Raw genomic sequence first — 14,004 nt, 5'->3', positions numbered from 1 at the left:
GCCGGTCAGACCGGGACGTCGCGCCAGTGGGTCGCGAAGCCGGGTTGCGCTTCACCTGCCGGGCGGCCATTGGTGTAGTAGTACAAGGCCAGGGAACGGCGGTAGACGTCATCGGGGCAGGTCAGCGGATGCGGATGACCGTGGAAGGAGCTGGACGTCGTGCTGAACACCACGCAGCGGTTGGCGATCGGCAGGACGCGAAGTGGAGGGCCGGCCATCTCCGTGTCCCACAGTTCGAGATGGCCGCCGTAGCTTTCGGGCCACTCCTCGTTCAGGTAGATGAGTACGTTGATCCGGCGATCCAGGCCGAAGTCGCGGTGGGTGGCGAAGTCGGTATGCACCTTGAGGAAGCCGCCACGGGAAATCTGGTGAATCCCCGCGCCGCGCAGGTTGGGGTCGGGGATCAGGTTGGGGATGCCGGTCAGCTGTGCCAGGTAGTCGAGGAAGGCATGGGAGTTGAGCTCCCAGAACAACTGGCGGTAGGTCGGAGGCATGCGCAGCGGATCGCGGATGTTGCGCTTGTCCTTCTGCACGTATTCGCCACTGGCCTTGTCGGTGTGCGTGGCGTTGTTCCACAGCGGATCGTTCTGATCGTGCGGATACTCTTGAAGCAGCCGCGAAAAGGTCGATGGAGGCAGAAAGTCGTCGATGACGATATGCGGGAAGGGGGCATTGCCGGCATAGTTCGGTGCCTGGCCGGCGACCTTGGCGGTCAGGGCGCAATAGTCCAGCAGCAGCCCATCGGATGGGGCGCTGACTTCGCCGTTGCTCTTTGGGGTGAAGAGATTCTTAAGCATTTTTCGGGAATTCACTGAATGTTGTTCTTTTCCACGCGAGCGGCAGCTGCGCTCACGACCCGACTAGCCATTGCCTGGCTGATTCTGCTTGCCATGGTCCCTGTGAGCAATGCTCAGGATCAAGGCGCGAAACCGAACATCCTGTTCATCCTGACCGACGACCTCGGCGTCAACGATATCGGCACCTGGGGTGACGGCAAGGCGCCCACGCCGACCCTGGACCAGCTCAGCCGCGAATCGCTGCGCTTTCGCGAGCACTATACCGACAGCACCTGCTCGGTCAGCCGTGCGGCGCTGATCACGGGGCGCGCGCCGGTCAGCATCGGTTTCGAGCCCAACGGCCTGGGTCTGTCGCCGGACCTGCAGACATTGCCCGAATCCCTGAAGGGGTTGGGCTACAGCACCCATCACATTGGCAAGTGGCACGTTGGCGAGGCTATCGAATACCTGCAGATCCGCCCCAACCACCACGGCTTCGATGACTGGTTCGGCATGCTCAACCACTTCGTCCTGCACGGGCCGGACAAGACCGGCAAGCTTGTCAACGGCCCGCCGACCTTCATCAACCCCTGGCTGGAAACCAACGACGGCCCGCCGGTGCAGTACCAGGGGCATCTGGACGATATCCTTACCGACCGCGCCATCGACCTGATCAAGCAGGGCCGGCAGGATGGCAAGCCCTGGTTCATCAACCTCTGGCTGTTCTCGCCGCATCACCCGTTCCAGCCGGCGGAGGCCTTCCGCCGCCAGTTTCCCGATACTGACGAAGGCCGGTACCTGGCGGTACTCAAGCAGCTCGACAACAACGTCTCCCGACTGCTCGACAGCCTGCGCGCCAGCGGTCAGCTGGACAACACCCTGGTGGTCTTCACCAGCGACAACGGCAGCCCGAACCTGGCCCGCGACAGTAATTGGCCGTTGGCTGGAACCAAGATGACCTACCTCGAAGGCGGCGTGCGCACGCCGCTGCTGGTGTTCTGGCCCGGCCATCGCGGCAATGCGGACGTGACCGGCATCAGCCACATCACCGATCTCTACCCGACGCTGGTCGGCATGGTGGGCGGCAAGGCGCCGGGCGGGCTGACCGGGCGCGATCTGTCCAGCTACATCGCCAAGGGCCAGCCGTTGCCCAAGGTCGATGCGCTCTACTGGGCGGCCGATGTGATGACCTGGGGCATGACTTACGGCGGCCACCTGACCGACCGCGGCCTCTTCTACCGGCCTACGCTGGGCAAGCTGGAGAGTCATCCGGTGACCGGCCCCATCGGGGTGAGCGCACCCAAGACCGAGGACTTCCAGCCGATTGGCCGCGACGAGGCGATGAACCTGTTGCGCGGCTGGGAGCAGAAGTACCGACCGGTCCCATTGACCTGGCATCCCGCCGCCGGCAGGAAGCCTGCCTTCCTCAGCGGCCGCGACTACCAGCGCGCGCCGGTCCACGGTGCCTACAGCCTGGGGCTGGGCTTGGGCAAGGCGCGGGTAGAGGGCGCGCGGCAGGTCCTGGTCGAGCAGGAAGGGCTATGGGGCATGGCCATCGACAAGGGGCGTGTGGAAGTGTGGCGTGGCCCGCTGCGCCTGCAGAGCGAGCCTGTGGCGCTGGAGGGCCAGTGCAATGCCCTGGTGGCCAGCTTCAACGTGAAGCCCTATTCGAAATTCCCCTTCCCGGGGCCGGAAAAGGGCGCGCTGACGGTCTACCTGAACGGCAAGGTCATCCTGCAATCCCAGGAGCCGATGCCGCGGCCGGAAACCGCCGAGCCGCTGGCGCACCCGACCTACATCGGGGCTTCGGCCAACGGAGGGGATCGTTTCGCCGGCCGGATCGCCAAGCCTCTGCTGGTGGACAAGTTCATGCTGCCGCAGCTCGATGGCTACGGCCTGGACGACATGCAGGCGACGATCTGCCCGGCCAGCACCGCCGCTCGCTGACGGGACTGGAGGCCTAGATGGCCTCCAGCTTCGCATACCCCATCATTAGCCACTTGCTGCCCTCGCTGTCGAAGTTCACCTGCACCCGCGCCTGGGCGCCGGAGCCTTCGAAGTTGAGGATCACGCCGTCGCCGAACAGCGGATGGCGTACGGACTGGCCGAGGCTGAACGGGGTGTCCGGCACGCTGGCGCCGCTGAACAGGTTGCCGCTGCGCTGGTTGCCCGACAGCGGACGGCTCACCGAGTTGGACAGGCGCACTTCCTGGATCAGGCTCGGCGGGATTTCGCGGACGAAGCGCGAGACCTTGTTGTAGGTCTCGCTGCCGTACAGGCGGCGGGTTTCCGCGTAGGTCATGACCAGACGGTGCATGGCGCGGGTGATACCCACGTAGGCCAGGCGACGCTCTTCTTCCAGACGGCCGGGTTCTTCCAGGCTCATCTTGTGCGGGAACAGGCCTTCTTCCACACCGGCGAGGAACACCAGCGGGAATTCCAGGCCCTTGGCGCTGTGCAGCGTCATCAGCTGCACGCTGTCCTCGAAGGCGTCGGCCTGGGTGTCGCCGGACTCCAGTGCGGTGTGGTCGAGGAAGGCCACCAGCGGCGGGGTGTCCTCGTCGTCCGGGGTCTCGAAGGCGCGGGCGGCGCTGACCAGTTCTTCCAGGTTTTCCACGCGGGCCTGGCCTTTCTCGCCCTTCTCTTCCTTGTGGTAGGTGATCAGGCCGGACTGCTCGATGACGATCTGGGTCATCTGGTGCAGCGGCAGGCCCTCGACCTTCACCGCCAGCAGATCGACGGTTTCCAGGAACACGTTGAGCGCACTGGCGGCGCGGCCGGCCACGGCCTTGGCGGCGATCACGTCGTTGATCGCACGCCACATCGAGGTGCCGTTGTGGCGTGCGGCGTTGCGGATCGCCTCGACGGTCTTCTCGCCAATGCCGCGCGGCGGCACGTTGATCACCCGCTCCAGCGCGGCATCGTCGTCGCGCAGGCGGATCAGGCGCAGGTAGGCCAGGGCGTTCTTGATCTCGGCGCGCTCGAAGAAGCGCTGGCCGCCGTAGATGCGGTAGGGAATCTTCTCGCGCAGCAGCGCCTCTTCCAGCACGCGGGACTGGGCGTTGGAGCGATAGAGGATGGCGATGTCGCTGCGCTTGAGGCCGTCCTTGCGCAGGGCATCCTCGATGGTCTCGACGATGTAGCGCGCCTCGTCGTGCTCATTGAAGCCCGAGTACAGGGTGATCGGGTCACCGTCGACGCCGTCGGTCCACAATTCCTTGCCCAAGCGCCCGCTGTTATTGGCGATCAGCGCGTTGGCTGCCTTGAGGATGGTGCCGGTGGAGCGGTAGTTCTGCTCCAGGCGGATGTCCTCGGTGCCGGCGAAGTCATCACCGAACTGCTGGATGTTCTCGATCTTCGCGCCGCGCCAGCCGTAGATCGACTGGTCGTCGTCGCCCACCACCATCAGGCTCTCGCCGCCCTTGCCGAGGAAGCGCAGCCAGGCGTACTGCACGGCGTTGGTGTCCTGGAACTCGTCCACCAGGATGTGGCGGAAGCGCCGCTGGTAGTGCTCCAGCAGGCTCGGGCGGTCACGCCAGAGGTCCAGCGAGCGCAGCAGCAGCTCGGCGAAGTCGACGACACCGGCGCGGGCGCAGGCCTCTTCGTAGGCCTGGTAGACGCTGACCATGGTCGCCAGGTACAGGTCGCCGCCGGCCTGGATGTTCTGCGGGCGGTTGCCCTCGTCCTTCTGGCCGTTGATGAACCACTGCGCCTGGCGCGGCGGCCAGCGCTGCTCGTCGAGGCCCAGCTCGCGCACCACGCGCTTGACCAGACGCAGCTGGTCGTCGCTGTCGAGGATCTGGAAGTTCTCCGGCAACCCGGCTTCCTGCCAGTGCGCGCGCAGCAAGCGGTGCGCCAGGCCGTGGAAGGTGCCGACCCACATGCCGGCCGGGTTGATCCCCAGCAGCTGCTCGATCCGCGCGCGCATCTCGGCGGCGGCCTTGTTGGTGAAGGTCACGGCCAGGATGCTGTGCGGCGAGGCGTTCTCGACCTGGATCAGCCAGGCGATACGGTGCACCAGCACGCGGGTCTTGCCGGACCCGGCGCCAGCGAGCACGCGCTGGCGCCCCAGCGGCGCGGCCACGGCCTGGCGCTGCGGGTCATTGAGGGAGTTGAGCAGGTAGGAGATGTCATCGTTCATGGGGCGGCATTCTACCGACGGGCGGTTTTCCCCGGCAAACCCGCCCGCCGTCCGGCGTCTTCCCGACGAAAGTTGGGCGGGCACGCAGCCAATTGCCATCATCCTGCTTGGGTGGGGCTACCTCCTCGGGTATGCTCCGCCGACGCCTAGGCCTGACACCTACAAGAAAAACGCCTATGACCGCTTATGTAGAGCCTTCGGCGATCCCGGTGAGCCATGCCGAGATCCGCCAGCAGTACGCTCACGAAATTGCTGTCGAACGCACGCGCCTGCTCTATCAGGGCTCGCGGGTTCCGACCCTGCTCATGCTGCTCAACGGCCTGGCTTGCGCCGGGTTGCTGTGGGCATACGTGCAGCCGGGGCTGCTCGCCGGCTGGCTGGTGTGGCTGGTGTTGCTGGCCGTGCTGCGACTGATCCAGGTATCCGCCTTCAACGCCGCTTCCGCCGAGCGCCAGGCCAGTCCGCACTGGCAGCGCACCTTCCTGTTCGGCGCCGGCGCTTCGGGGCTGACCCTCGCCTTCGCCGCCATCGCCCTGGTGCCGCCGGACGCCTTCCTCCAGCAATCCCTGGTCTTCGGGCTGATTGCCGCGGCCATCCTCTCCGCCAGCGTCGCCTACGCGGTCAGCCTGCCGGCCTTCCTCACCTTCGCCTTGCCCTGCCTGTTCCCCTCCATTGCCTATTTATTGATCAGCGAAAACCCGCTGCAGCAAGGCTGGGGCGTGCTCGGGGTGATCCTGCTGGCCGCGCTGCTGGTGGTGGCCTGGCAGATCCACCGGGTGGTGCATGTCGGCCTGCTGCGGCGTTTCCAGGCCCAGGCGCTGGTGGCGCACCTGGAGCGCGCCAAGGCGCAGACCGAGGCGCTGAACCAGGACCTGGAGCGCGAAGTCGAGCAGCGCCGCCGCGCCGAACGCGAACTCTGCCGCGCCCGCGACGCCCTGCAGGAGCGGGTCGAGGCGGGCAGCGCCCAGCTCAGCCATACCGAGGCGCGGCTGGCCCTGGCACTGGAAGCCAGCGAGCTGGGCCTGTGGGACTGGAACCTGCTGACTGACGAAGTGCACCACTCGCACCTGGAAGAAATCTTCGGGCTGACCCAGGCGACGGTGAAGAGCGTGCGCAACGACCTGCGCCCGCGCCTGCACCCCGACGACCTGCCACTGCTGCGCCGCGCGCTGGTCGAGCACCTCAAGGGCCGCACCGACGGCTACCGTATCGAATACCGCGTGCGCCACGCCGCCGGCCACTGGGTCTGGGTGGAAGACCGTGGCCGGGTGATGGAGCGCGACGGCCGCGGGCAGGTCACTCGGATGGTCGGCACCCGCGCCGACATCTCCACGCGCAAGCTGCGCGAGGAAGAACAACGCCTGGCCGCCACGGTGTTCGAGGCCGCCAGCGAAGGCATCATCATTCTCGACCCGGATTACCGGCTGATCGCCCTCAACGAAGCCTTCACCCGCCTCACCGGCTACCGCCGCGAGGAAGTGCTGGGGCACAACGTCGCGCGGCTGATGGGCTCGTCGGAGGCGCTGCGGCGCTATCAGTCGATCCGCACCGAACTGGAGCGCCAGGGCACCTGGCAGGGCGAGCTGATCGAGACGCGCAAGAACGGCGAGCTGTACCCGCAGTGGCTGCAACTGAACGTGGTGCGTGACGGCCGCGGACAGGTCGCCCATGTAGTCGGCTTCTTCGCCGACCTCACCGCCCGCCGCGATGCCGAGGAACGCCTGCGCTACCTGTCGCACTACGACGAACTCACCGGGCTGGCCAACCGCACGCTGTTCAAGGAGCGCCTGCACGAGGCCAGCCAGCGCGCGCGCCAGGAAGGCCGCACGGCGGCCCTGCTGCTGATCGACCTGGACCGCTTCAAGCTGCTCAACGACAGCCTCGGCCACGAAGTCGCCGACCAGTTGCTGCGGCAGATGTCGCGGCGCATGACCCAGACCGTGCCCGAGGCCGACACCATCGCCCGGCTTTCCGGCGACGAGTTCGCCGTACTGATCGACTCCTACGCCAGTCTCGCGGCGCTGGCGCGGCTGTCCAGCCGCTTGCTGGCCAAACTGCGTACGCCGATGACCGTGGGCGGCCACGAACTGGTGATCAGCGCCTCGGTGGGTATCAGCCTGCTGCCGGAAAACGCCTGGGAAATCTCCGCGCTGATGAGCCAGGCGAACATGGCCATGCAGCACGCCAAGCACCTGGGCGGGAACACCTTCCAGTTCTTCACCGACAACCTGCAGGCCTGCACCCTGGAGCGCCTGCAGCTGGAAACCCGCCTGCGCAAGGCCATCGACGAAGGCCAACTGGACGTTCACTACCAGCCCAAGCTGAACCTCGCCAACGAGCGCCTGGACAGCGCCGAGGCGCTGGTGCGCTGGCGCCACCCGGAGATGGGCATGGTACCGCCCAGCGATTTCATCGGTCTGGCCGAGGAAACCGGGCTGATCGGCGCCATCGGCGAGTTCGTCCTGCGCCGCGCCTGCCGGCAGGCTCGCGCCTGGCAGCTCCAGGGCCGCGAGTTGCGGGTGTCGGTCAACCTCTCGGTACACCAGTTGCGCACCGGCAACCTGGTCGACCTGGTGCGCACCGTGCTGGAGGACACCGGCCTGCCGTCGCACCTGCTGGAGCTGGAGCTCACCGAAAGCCAGCTGCTGGACAACGTCGAGAGCGTCACCACGACCTTCCAGCAACTGCGCGAGATGGGCGTGAAGCTGGCCATCGACGATTTCGGCACCGGCTATTCCTCGCTCAGCTACCTGAAACGCTTCCCGGTGGACTACGTGAAGATCGACCAGACCTTCATCCGCGACCTGTCCGAGCGCGGCGAAGACGCGGCCATCACCCGCGCGATCATCGCCATGGCGCACAGCCTGGAACTGAAGGTGGTGGCCGAAGGCGTCGAGCAGGCCGAGCAGCTGCGCTTCCTGCGCGCCCATGGTTGCGACGAGATTCAGGGCTACCTGATCAGCCAGCCGGTGCCGGCGGATGCCTGCCTGGCGCTGCTGGAGAGAAGCGACCGGCTCTGAGCGTGCCGGTCGCGCGGGGCGTGAGTCGCCCGCCGTGGATTACTTGAGCGTGACGATCCATTCGGCGAGGGTCTGGGCTTCTTCCGGGCTGACGGCGTTGGCCGGCATCGGGATCGGCCCCCAGTTGCCCTTGCTGCCGGTCTTGATGCTGTTGCTGATGTGCGCCACGCCATCGGCCCCGTACTTCGCCGCGACTTCCTTGAAGGCCGGACCGACCACCGACTTGTTGACGGCGTGACAGGCCACGCAGGCCTTGGCCTTGAAAAGCTCTTCGCCGGTACTGGCCATCGCGGTGGTCTGCGCCAGCAAGCCGCCGAACAGCAGGGCAACCAGGGCTTTGTTCATGAACGTCTCTCCTCAGGCTTGGCGCCTCGAGGCGCCGATCGTTTTCGCCGGCTTCCCGCCCGGCTTCTGTGGCGATTCTAGGAGCGGCCCGAGTGGCCCTGGCTTGATGGCAATCAAGAACTCCTCTCGTCGTGCTTGAGAGAGGGGGCTTGGCTGATTAGCTTGCCTACCGAAACTTCCTACAGAGATATCTTCGCCATGAACGCCCCCGCCCAGCACATCGAGCCGCTCTTCTACCAGGCGACCGGCAACGAGGTGGCGCTGTTCACCCATGCCTCCGCCCAGGGCATGCCGGTGCTGATCAAGGGCCCGACCGGCTGCGGCAAGACGCGCTTCGTCCAGCACATGGCGCAGCGCCTGAACCTGCCGCTGTACACCGTGGCCTGCCACGACGACCTGTCGGCGGCGGACCTGGTGGGCCGCCACCTGATCGGCAGCGACGGCACCTGGTGGCAGGACGGCCCGCTGACCCGTGCGGTGCGCGAGGGCGGCATCTGCTACCTGGACGAGGTGGTGGAAGCGCGGCAGGACACCGTGGTGGTGCTGCACCCGCTGGCGGACGATCGCCGCGAGCTGTTCATCGAGCGCACCGGCGAATCCCTGGTGGCGCCGCCGGGCTTCATGCTGGTGGTGTCATACAACCCCGGCTATCAGAACCTGCTGAAGGGCATGAAGCCCAGTACGCGCCAGCGCTTCGTCGCCCTGCGGTTCGATTACCCGACGCCGGACGTGGAGGCCGGCATCATCGTCCGCGAGGCCGGCGTTTCCTCCGAACTGGCGCAGCGTCTGGCGCAACTGGGCGTGGCCTTGCGCCGGCTGGGGCGGCAGGAGTTGGAAGAGGTCTGCTCGACGCGCCTGCTGGTGCTCACCGCTCGCCTGCTGCAGGCCGGCGTGGCGCCGCGCGATGCCTGCCGAGCCGGGCTCGCCGAACCGCTGTCGGACGACGAGCCCACGGTCGCCGCGCTGATGGACCTGGTCGATGTCCACTTCGCCTGAGGCGACACTCAGTGCCCGGCGACTGCCGGGCGACCTGGCGATGTGGTTCTTCATCCTCGCCGAGCTGACGGTCTTCGCCATCCTCATCATCGTCTTCGCCGTGACCCAGCACCTGGACGTCGAAGGCTTTCGCGCCGGGCGCGCACAGCTGGACCTGTCCACCGCCCTGGCGCTGACCCTGACCCTGCTCACCGCCGGCTTCTGCGCGGCGCTGGCGGTGGAGCAGGTGCGCCACGGCCGGCAGCGCCGCGCGGCCGCCCTGCTGGGTTTCGCCGTGCTGTTGGGGCTGGCCCACGTGGTGCTCAAATCCGGTGAATACCATCACCTTGCCGCGCGTGGGCTGGACCTGGAATACAGCACCTTCTTCACCCTGTTCTGGCTGATCACCGGCTTCCATTTCCTGCACGTACTGCTGGGGCTGGTGATTCTCGGCTGGATGACGCTGCGCTGTCTGCGGGGCGCCTACCGCAGCGACGCCCTGGGCGGGCTGGAGTCCGGCGCACTTTACTGGCACATGGTCGACCTGGTCTGGGTGGTGCTGTTCCCGCTGGTCTACGTGCTGGCGCCCGGCTCATGAAAACGCTGCTGCTCGCCTGGCTGGTGATGCTGCCGATGTCTGTCACTTCGGTCTGGCTCGGTCACCACGCGCCCGACCTGCTACTACCGGTGGCGGCGATCCTGCTGCTGGGCCTGGGCAAGGCCTGGATCATTGCGCTGCGCTTCATGGAGCTCAGCCACGGCCCGCGGCTATGGCAGGCGCTGCTGCTCGGCTGGCCGCTGGTGGTTACCAGCGTGATCCTGGCTCTGCACGCAACCCACTGATTTTCCTTCGAAAAAATACCTGACTGGAATCATTGGTCTTTCTTGATTGCCATCAAGCGAGACGTCCTAGGACGCTTCCTACAATGGCCCCGACCGTGACCTAGGAGGGCCCCATGTCAGAGACATTTACCAAAGGGATGGCGAGGAACATCTACCTGGGAGGAGGCGTTTTCTTCTTCCTGGTGTTCCTCGCGCTGACCTATCACACCGAAACCACCTTCCCCAAGCGCACCAACCAGAGTGAACTCACCGAATCGGTGGTGCGCGGCAAGCTGGTGTGGGAGCAGAACAACTGCGTGGGTTGCCACTCGATCCTCGGCGAAGGCGCCTACTTCGCGCCGGAGCTGGGCAACGTCGCCATCCGCCGCGGCGGTGACGCGGCCTTCGGCAGCTTCCTCGCCGCCTGGATGAAGATGCAGCCGCTGGGCGTGCCCGGTCGCCGGCAGATGCCGCAGTTCCACCTGAGCGACCAGGAGGTCACTGACCTTGCGGCGTTCCTGCTGTGGACATCGAAGATCGACACCAACAAATGGCCGCCGAACAAGGAGGGTTGAACATGAACCCGGGCAATCCCTATCTGAAATTCGCCTCGCAGTCGGTGGCCAAGCCGTACTTCGTGTTCGCCCTGATGCTCTTCGTCGGGCAGATCGTCTTCGGGCTGATCATGGGCATGCAGTACGTGGTCGGTGACTTCCTGTTTCCGGCGATCCCCTTCAACGTCGCGCGGATGGTGCACACCAACCTGCTGATCGTCTGGCTGCTGTTCGCCTTCATGGGCGCGGCCTACTACCTGATCCCCGAAGAGGCCGACCGCGAGCTGTACAGCCCGAAACTGGCCATCGTGCTGTTCTGGGTGTTCGCCATCGCCGGCGTACTGACCATCCTGGGCTACCTGCTGGTGCCCTACGCGGGCCTGGCGAAGCTGACCCACAACGAGCTGCTGCCGACCATGGGCCGGGAGTTCCTCGAGCAGCCGACGATCACCAAGATGGGTATCGTGGTGGTGGCGCTGGGCTTCCTCTTCAACATCGGCATGACCATGCTCAAGGGCCGCAAGACCGCCGTCAGCGTGGTGATGATGACCGGCCTGGTGGGCCTGGCGGTGTTCTTCCTGTTCTCCTTCTACAACCCGGAAAACCTGTCCCGCGACAAGTACTACTGGTGGTGGGTCGTGCACCTGTGGGTGGAAGGCGTGTGGGAACTGATCATGGGCGCGATGCTGGCCTTCGTGCTGATCAAGATCACCGGCGTCGACCGCGAGGTCGTGGAGAAATGGCTCTACGTGATCATCGCCATGGCGCTGATCACCGGCATCATCGGCACCGGCCACCACTTCTTCTGGATCGGCGCGCCGCAGGTCTGGCTGTGGCTGGGTTCGATCTTCTCCGCGCTGGAACCGCTGCCGTTCTTCGCCATGGTGCTGTTCGCCTTCAACATGGTGAACCGTCGTCGCCGCGAGCACCCGAACAAGGCCGCCGCGCTGTGGGCCCTGGGCACCACCGTGACCGCCTTCCTCGGCGCTGGCGTGTGGGGCTTCCTGCACACCCTGGCTCCGGTGAACTACTACACCCACGGCTCGCAGCTCACCGCCGCCCACGGTCACCTGGCCTTCTACGGCGCCTACGCGATGATCGTCATGACCATGATCAGCTACGCCATGCCGCGCCTGCGGGGCATCGGCGAAGCGCCTGACGCCCGTGCGCAGAGCCTGGAGATCTGGGGCTTCTGGCTGATGACCATCTCCATGCTGCTGATCACTCTGATGCTCACCGCCGCCGGCATCGTCCAGGTCTGGCTGCAACGCATGCCCGCCGATGGCGCCGCCATGCCGTTCATGGCCACGGTCGACCAGCTGAAGATCTTCTTCTGGCTGCGCCTGTACTCCGGTGTCGGTTTCTTCATCGGGCTGATCTGCTACCTGCTGAGCTTCCGCCAGCGTGGCCGCGTGGCCGTTGCCTCCGGCGCGGCTCAGGTGAGCTGATCGATACCGTCCACCCGGGCCCGTCCGCTTTGCGGCGGGCCCTTTTTTCGTTCTGCAGAGGGCGCCATGACCATCCACCTCGAAATCGAAGAAAGCTTCGGCCGTGTCTGGCACCGCTTCATCACGCGCCGCGCCAGCCCGGAGTTCGAAGAGGCGGCAGTCAGCCTGGATGAAGTGCGGCGCAGCCTGCTGCTGCTGTTCCGCGGCACCGGCGGCGAGGCCGGGGTCGGCGTGGAGGCGGCCAGCGCCCGCGAACTGCTGGTGCGGCGCAGCCTGCTGCAGCAGGTGGCCGGCACCTGCCAGCAATTGCCGGTGGCCTGGTTCGACGCGGATTCCCTGCGCCTGCCCGCGCAGCTGGCGGTGTACCCCGACGCCGAGCTGAACCGCGAACTCTATCGCTGGCTGGCGCTGCTCGCGGCCCACAGCCAGCCGATGCGCCACTGGGCGCGCGACAACCAGGCCTGGACCTGCGCCGTGCTGGAGCACTACCCATTGCTGCGCCCGCGCTACCGTCGACTGGTGGAAGCGCTGCTCAGCCTGCGCCCCGACGCCGCTGATCTGCCGCCCGCCGAGGCGCAGCTGGAGCGGGCGCTGCAACGGGCGCTGCGCGATCCGGGCAGCGTCGAGCGCTTGCCGCGCAGTGAAAAAGCACCCTGGCCAGTGCCGCTGTGGCTCTACCCGCCGCAACGCCTGGCCGCGCCGCAGCACACCGACCTGATCGACGGCGACGAGCAGGGCCGCTCCGCCCACAGCGAGGCCAAGGGCCTGGCTCGCAAGCGCGCCGAGCGGGTCGAGCAGGATCCCGGCCGCGGTGGCCTGTTGCTGTTCCGCCTGGAAAACCTGTTCAGCTGGTCCGAGCACATCGAACTGGATCGCGCCGGCGACGACAGCGAGGACCTCGATGCGGCGAAGGTCGCCGACGACCTCGATCACCTGAGCCTGTCCCGGCAGCGGCAGAAGAAGGGCGGCGGGCTGAAGCTCGACCTCGACCTGCCGGCCGCCGACTTCGATGACATGCCGCTGGGCGAGGGCATCCGCCTGCCGGAATGGGATTACCGTCGCCAGCAACTGATCGAAGACCACGTCTGCCTGCAGCCGATGCTGCCGCGCGACGCGGTGCCTGCGCCGCTGCCTGACGCCCTGGCGCCCATTGCGCGCCGCCTGCGCCGGCAGTTCGAGAGCCTGCGTCAGCAGCCTCAGTGGCTGCGCCGACAACCCCAGGGCGCGGAGCTGGACCTGGAAGCCTGGCTGGACTTCAGCGTCGAGCGGCGCCTGGGCGCGTGTAGCGAGCCAGGGCTGTTCCTCGAGCGCCGGCAGACCCGCCGCGACCTCGCGTGCCTGCTGCTGGCGGATCTGTCGATGTCCACCGACGCGCACATCGACAACGACCACCGGGTGATCGACCTGATCAGCGACAGCCTGCTGCTGTTCGGCGAGGCGCTGCAGGCGGTGGGCGACCGGTTCGCGCTGTACGGGTTCTCCTCGCTGCGTCGCCAGCAGGTGCGCCTCACCCAGCTGAAGACCTTCGATGAGCGTCACAACGACGTGGTGCGCGGACGCATCCGTGCGCTGCGGCCGGGCTACTACACGCGCATGGGCGCGGCGATCCGCCGGGCCACGCAACTGCTGCTCGAACGCAAGGAGCGCCAGCGGGTGCTGCTGATCCTCACCGACGGCAAGCCCAATGACCTGGATCTGTACGAGGGGCGCTACGGCGTCGAGGACACCCGCCAGGCGGTGCTGGAAGCCCGTCGCGCGGGGCTGGTGCCGTTCTGCATCACCATCGACCGCGAGGCGGCCGACTACCTGCCGCACCTGTTCGGCAGCCAGGGCTATCTGTTGATCAACGATCCGGCGCAGCTACCGGTGCAGTTGCCGCAGCTCTACCGGCAGCTCACCCGCCGGCAGGGCTGAGCGTCGTCT

Annotated in this window: 11 protein-coding genes; 8 read left to right on the top strand and 3 right to left on the bottom strand. The window is 66.7% G+C overall.

Annotated features, from left to right (window positions below; genetic code table 11):
• Window positions 1–5 precede the first annotated feature (5 nt).
• Window positions 6–797 (bottom strand): 2OG-Fe(II) oxygenase, encoded by a 792-nt coding sequence (locus IB275_RS30295; RefSeq protein ID WP_192294559.1) that lies wholly within the window; start codon window positions 795–797, stop codon window positions 6–8.
• An 18-nt stretch (window positions 798–815) separates the two neighbouring features.
• On the opposite strand from IB275_RS30295, the gene IB275_RS30290 reads away from it, so the two are divergent.
• Window positions 816–2,723: a sulfatase family protein gene (locus tag IB275_RS30290; RefSeq protein WP_225607722.1), complete on the top strand. Its 1,908-nt coding sequence runs from the start codon at window positions 816–818 to the stop codon at window positions 2,721–2,723.
• Between the two features lie 13 nt (window positions 2,724–2,736).
• Here the strand turns inward: IB275_RS30290 and uvrD are convergent, their stop codons facing one another.
• Window positions 2,737–4,917 (bottom strand): DNA helicase II, encoded by a 2,181-nt coding sequence (uvrD, locus tag IB275_RS30285; RefSeq protein WP_081519077.1) that lies wholly within the window; start codon window positions 4,915–4,917, stop codon window positions 2,737–2,739.
• Window positions 4,918–5,093: 176 nt separating this feature from the next.
• Between uvrD and IB275_RS30280 the strand changes: the two genes are divergently transcribed.
• Complete coding sequence (locus IB275_RS30280; protein WP_192294561.1) at window positions 5,094–7,937, top strand: putative bifunctional diguanylate cyclase/phosphodiesterase; 2,844 nt, start codon at window positions 5,094–5,096, stop codon at window positions 7,935–7,937.
• Between the two features lie 39 nt (window positions 7,938–7,976).
• Here IB275_RS30280 and IB275_RS30275 read toward each other — a convergent pair whose 3' ends face one another.
• Window positions 7,977–8,282: a c-type cytochrome gene (locus IB275_RS30275; protein WP_192294563.1), complete on the bottom strand. Its 306-nt coding sequence runs from the start codon at window positions 8,280–8,282 to the stop codon at window positions 7,977–7,979.
• A gap of 198 nt (window positions 8,283–8,480) precedes the next feature.
• Between IB275_RS30275 and IB275_RS30270 the strand changes: the two genes are divergently transcribed.
• The 6 genes from IB275_RS30270 to IB275_RS30245 all read left to right on the top strand — a co-directional run bounded on the left by IB275_RS30270 (window position 8,481) and on the right by IB275_RS30245 (window position 13,995).
• The gene (locus tag IB275_RS30270) at window positions 8,481–9,278 is read left to right on the top strand and encodes a CbbQ/NirQ/NorQ/GpvN family protein (RefSeq protein WP_192294565.1); all 798 of its coding nucleotides are present in this window, start codon (window positions 8,481–8,483) and stop codon (window positions 9,276–9,278) included.
• Window positions 9,262–9,855 carry a cytochrome c oxidase subunit 3 gene (locus IB275_RS30265; protein ID WP_192294567.1) on the top strand — a complete coding sequence of 198 codons (594 nt, stop codon included), beginning with the start codon at window positions 9,262–9,264 and terminating at the stop codon, window positions 9,853–9,855. The genes IB275_RS30270 and IB275_RS30265 overlap by 17 nt, the downstream gene beginning before the upstream one ends.
• Window positions 9,852–10,100, top strand: a complete 249-nt coding sequence (locus IB275_RS30260) for a cytochrome C oxidase subunit IV family protein (RefSeq protein ID WP_192294569.1) — start codon at window positions 9,852–9,854, stop codon at window positions 10,098–10,100. Before IB275_RS30265 ends, IB275_RS30260 begins: the two co-directional genes overlap by 4 nt.
• 113 nt (window positions 10,101–10,213) lie before the next feature.
• On the top strand, window positions 10,214–10,654 hold the full coding sequence (locus IB275_RS30255; RefSeq protein ID WP_169935397.1) for a c-type cytochrome: 441 nt from the start codon (window positions 10,214–10,216) through the stop codon (window positions 10,652–10,654).
• Window positions 10,655–10,656: 2 nt separating this feature from the next.
• The gene (locus tag IB275_RS30250) at window positions 10,657–12,081 is read left to right on the top strand and encodes a cbb3-type cytochrome c oxidase subunit I (protein ID WP_081519088.1); all 1,425 of its coding nucleotides are present in this window, start codon (window positions 10,657–10,659) and stop codon (window positions 12,079–12,081) included.
• A gap of 66 nt (window positions 12,082–12,147) precedes the next feature.
• Window positions 12,148–13,995, top strand: a complete 1,848-nt coding sequence (locus tag IB275_RS30245; RefSeq protein ID WP_192294571.1) for a nitric oxide reductase activation protein NorD — start codon at window positions 12,148–12,150, stop codon at window positions 13,993–13,995.
• Window positions 13,996–14,004 lie beyond the last annotated feature (9 nt).

Source organism: Pseudomonas sp. PDM21 (assembly GCF_014852505.2).
Lineage (GTDB): Bacteria > Pseudomonadota > Gammaproteobacteria > Pseudomonadales > Pseudomonadaceae > Pseudomonas.
Note: the sequence above shows the minus strand (reverse complement) of the source record. Positions and strands in the feature narration are given on the sequence as shown.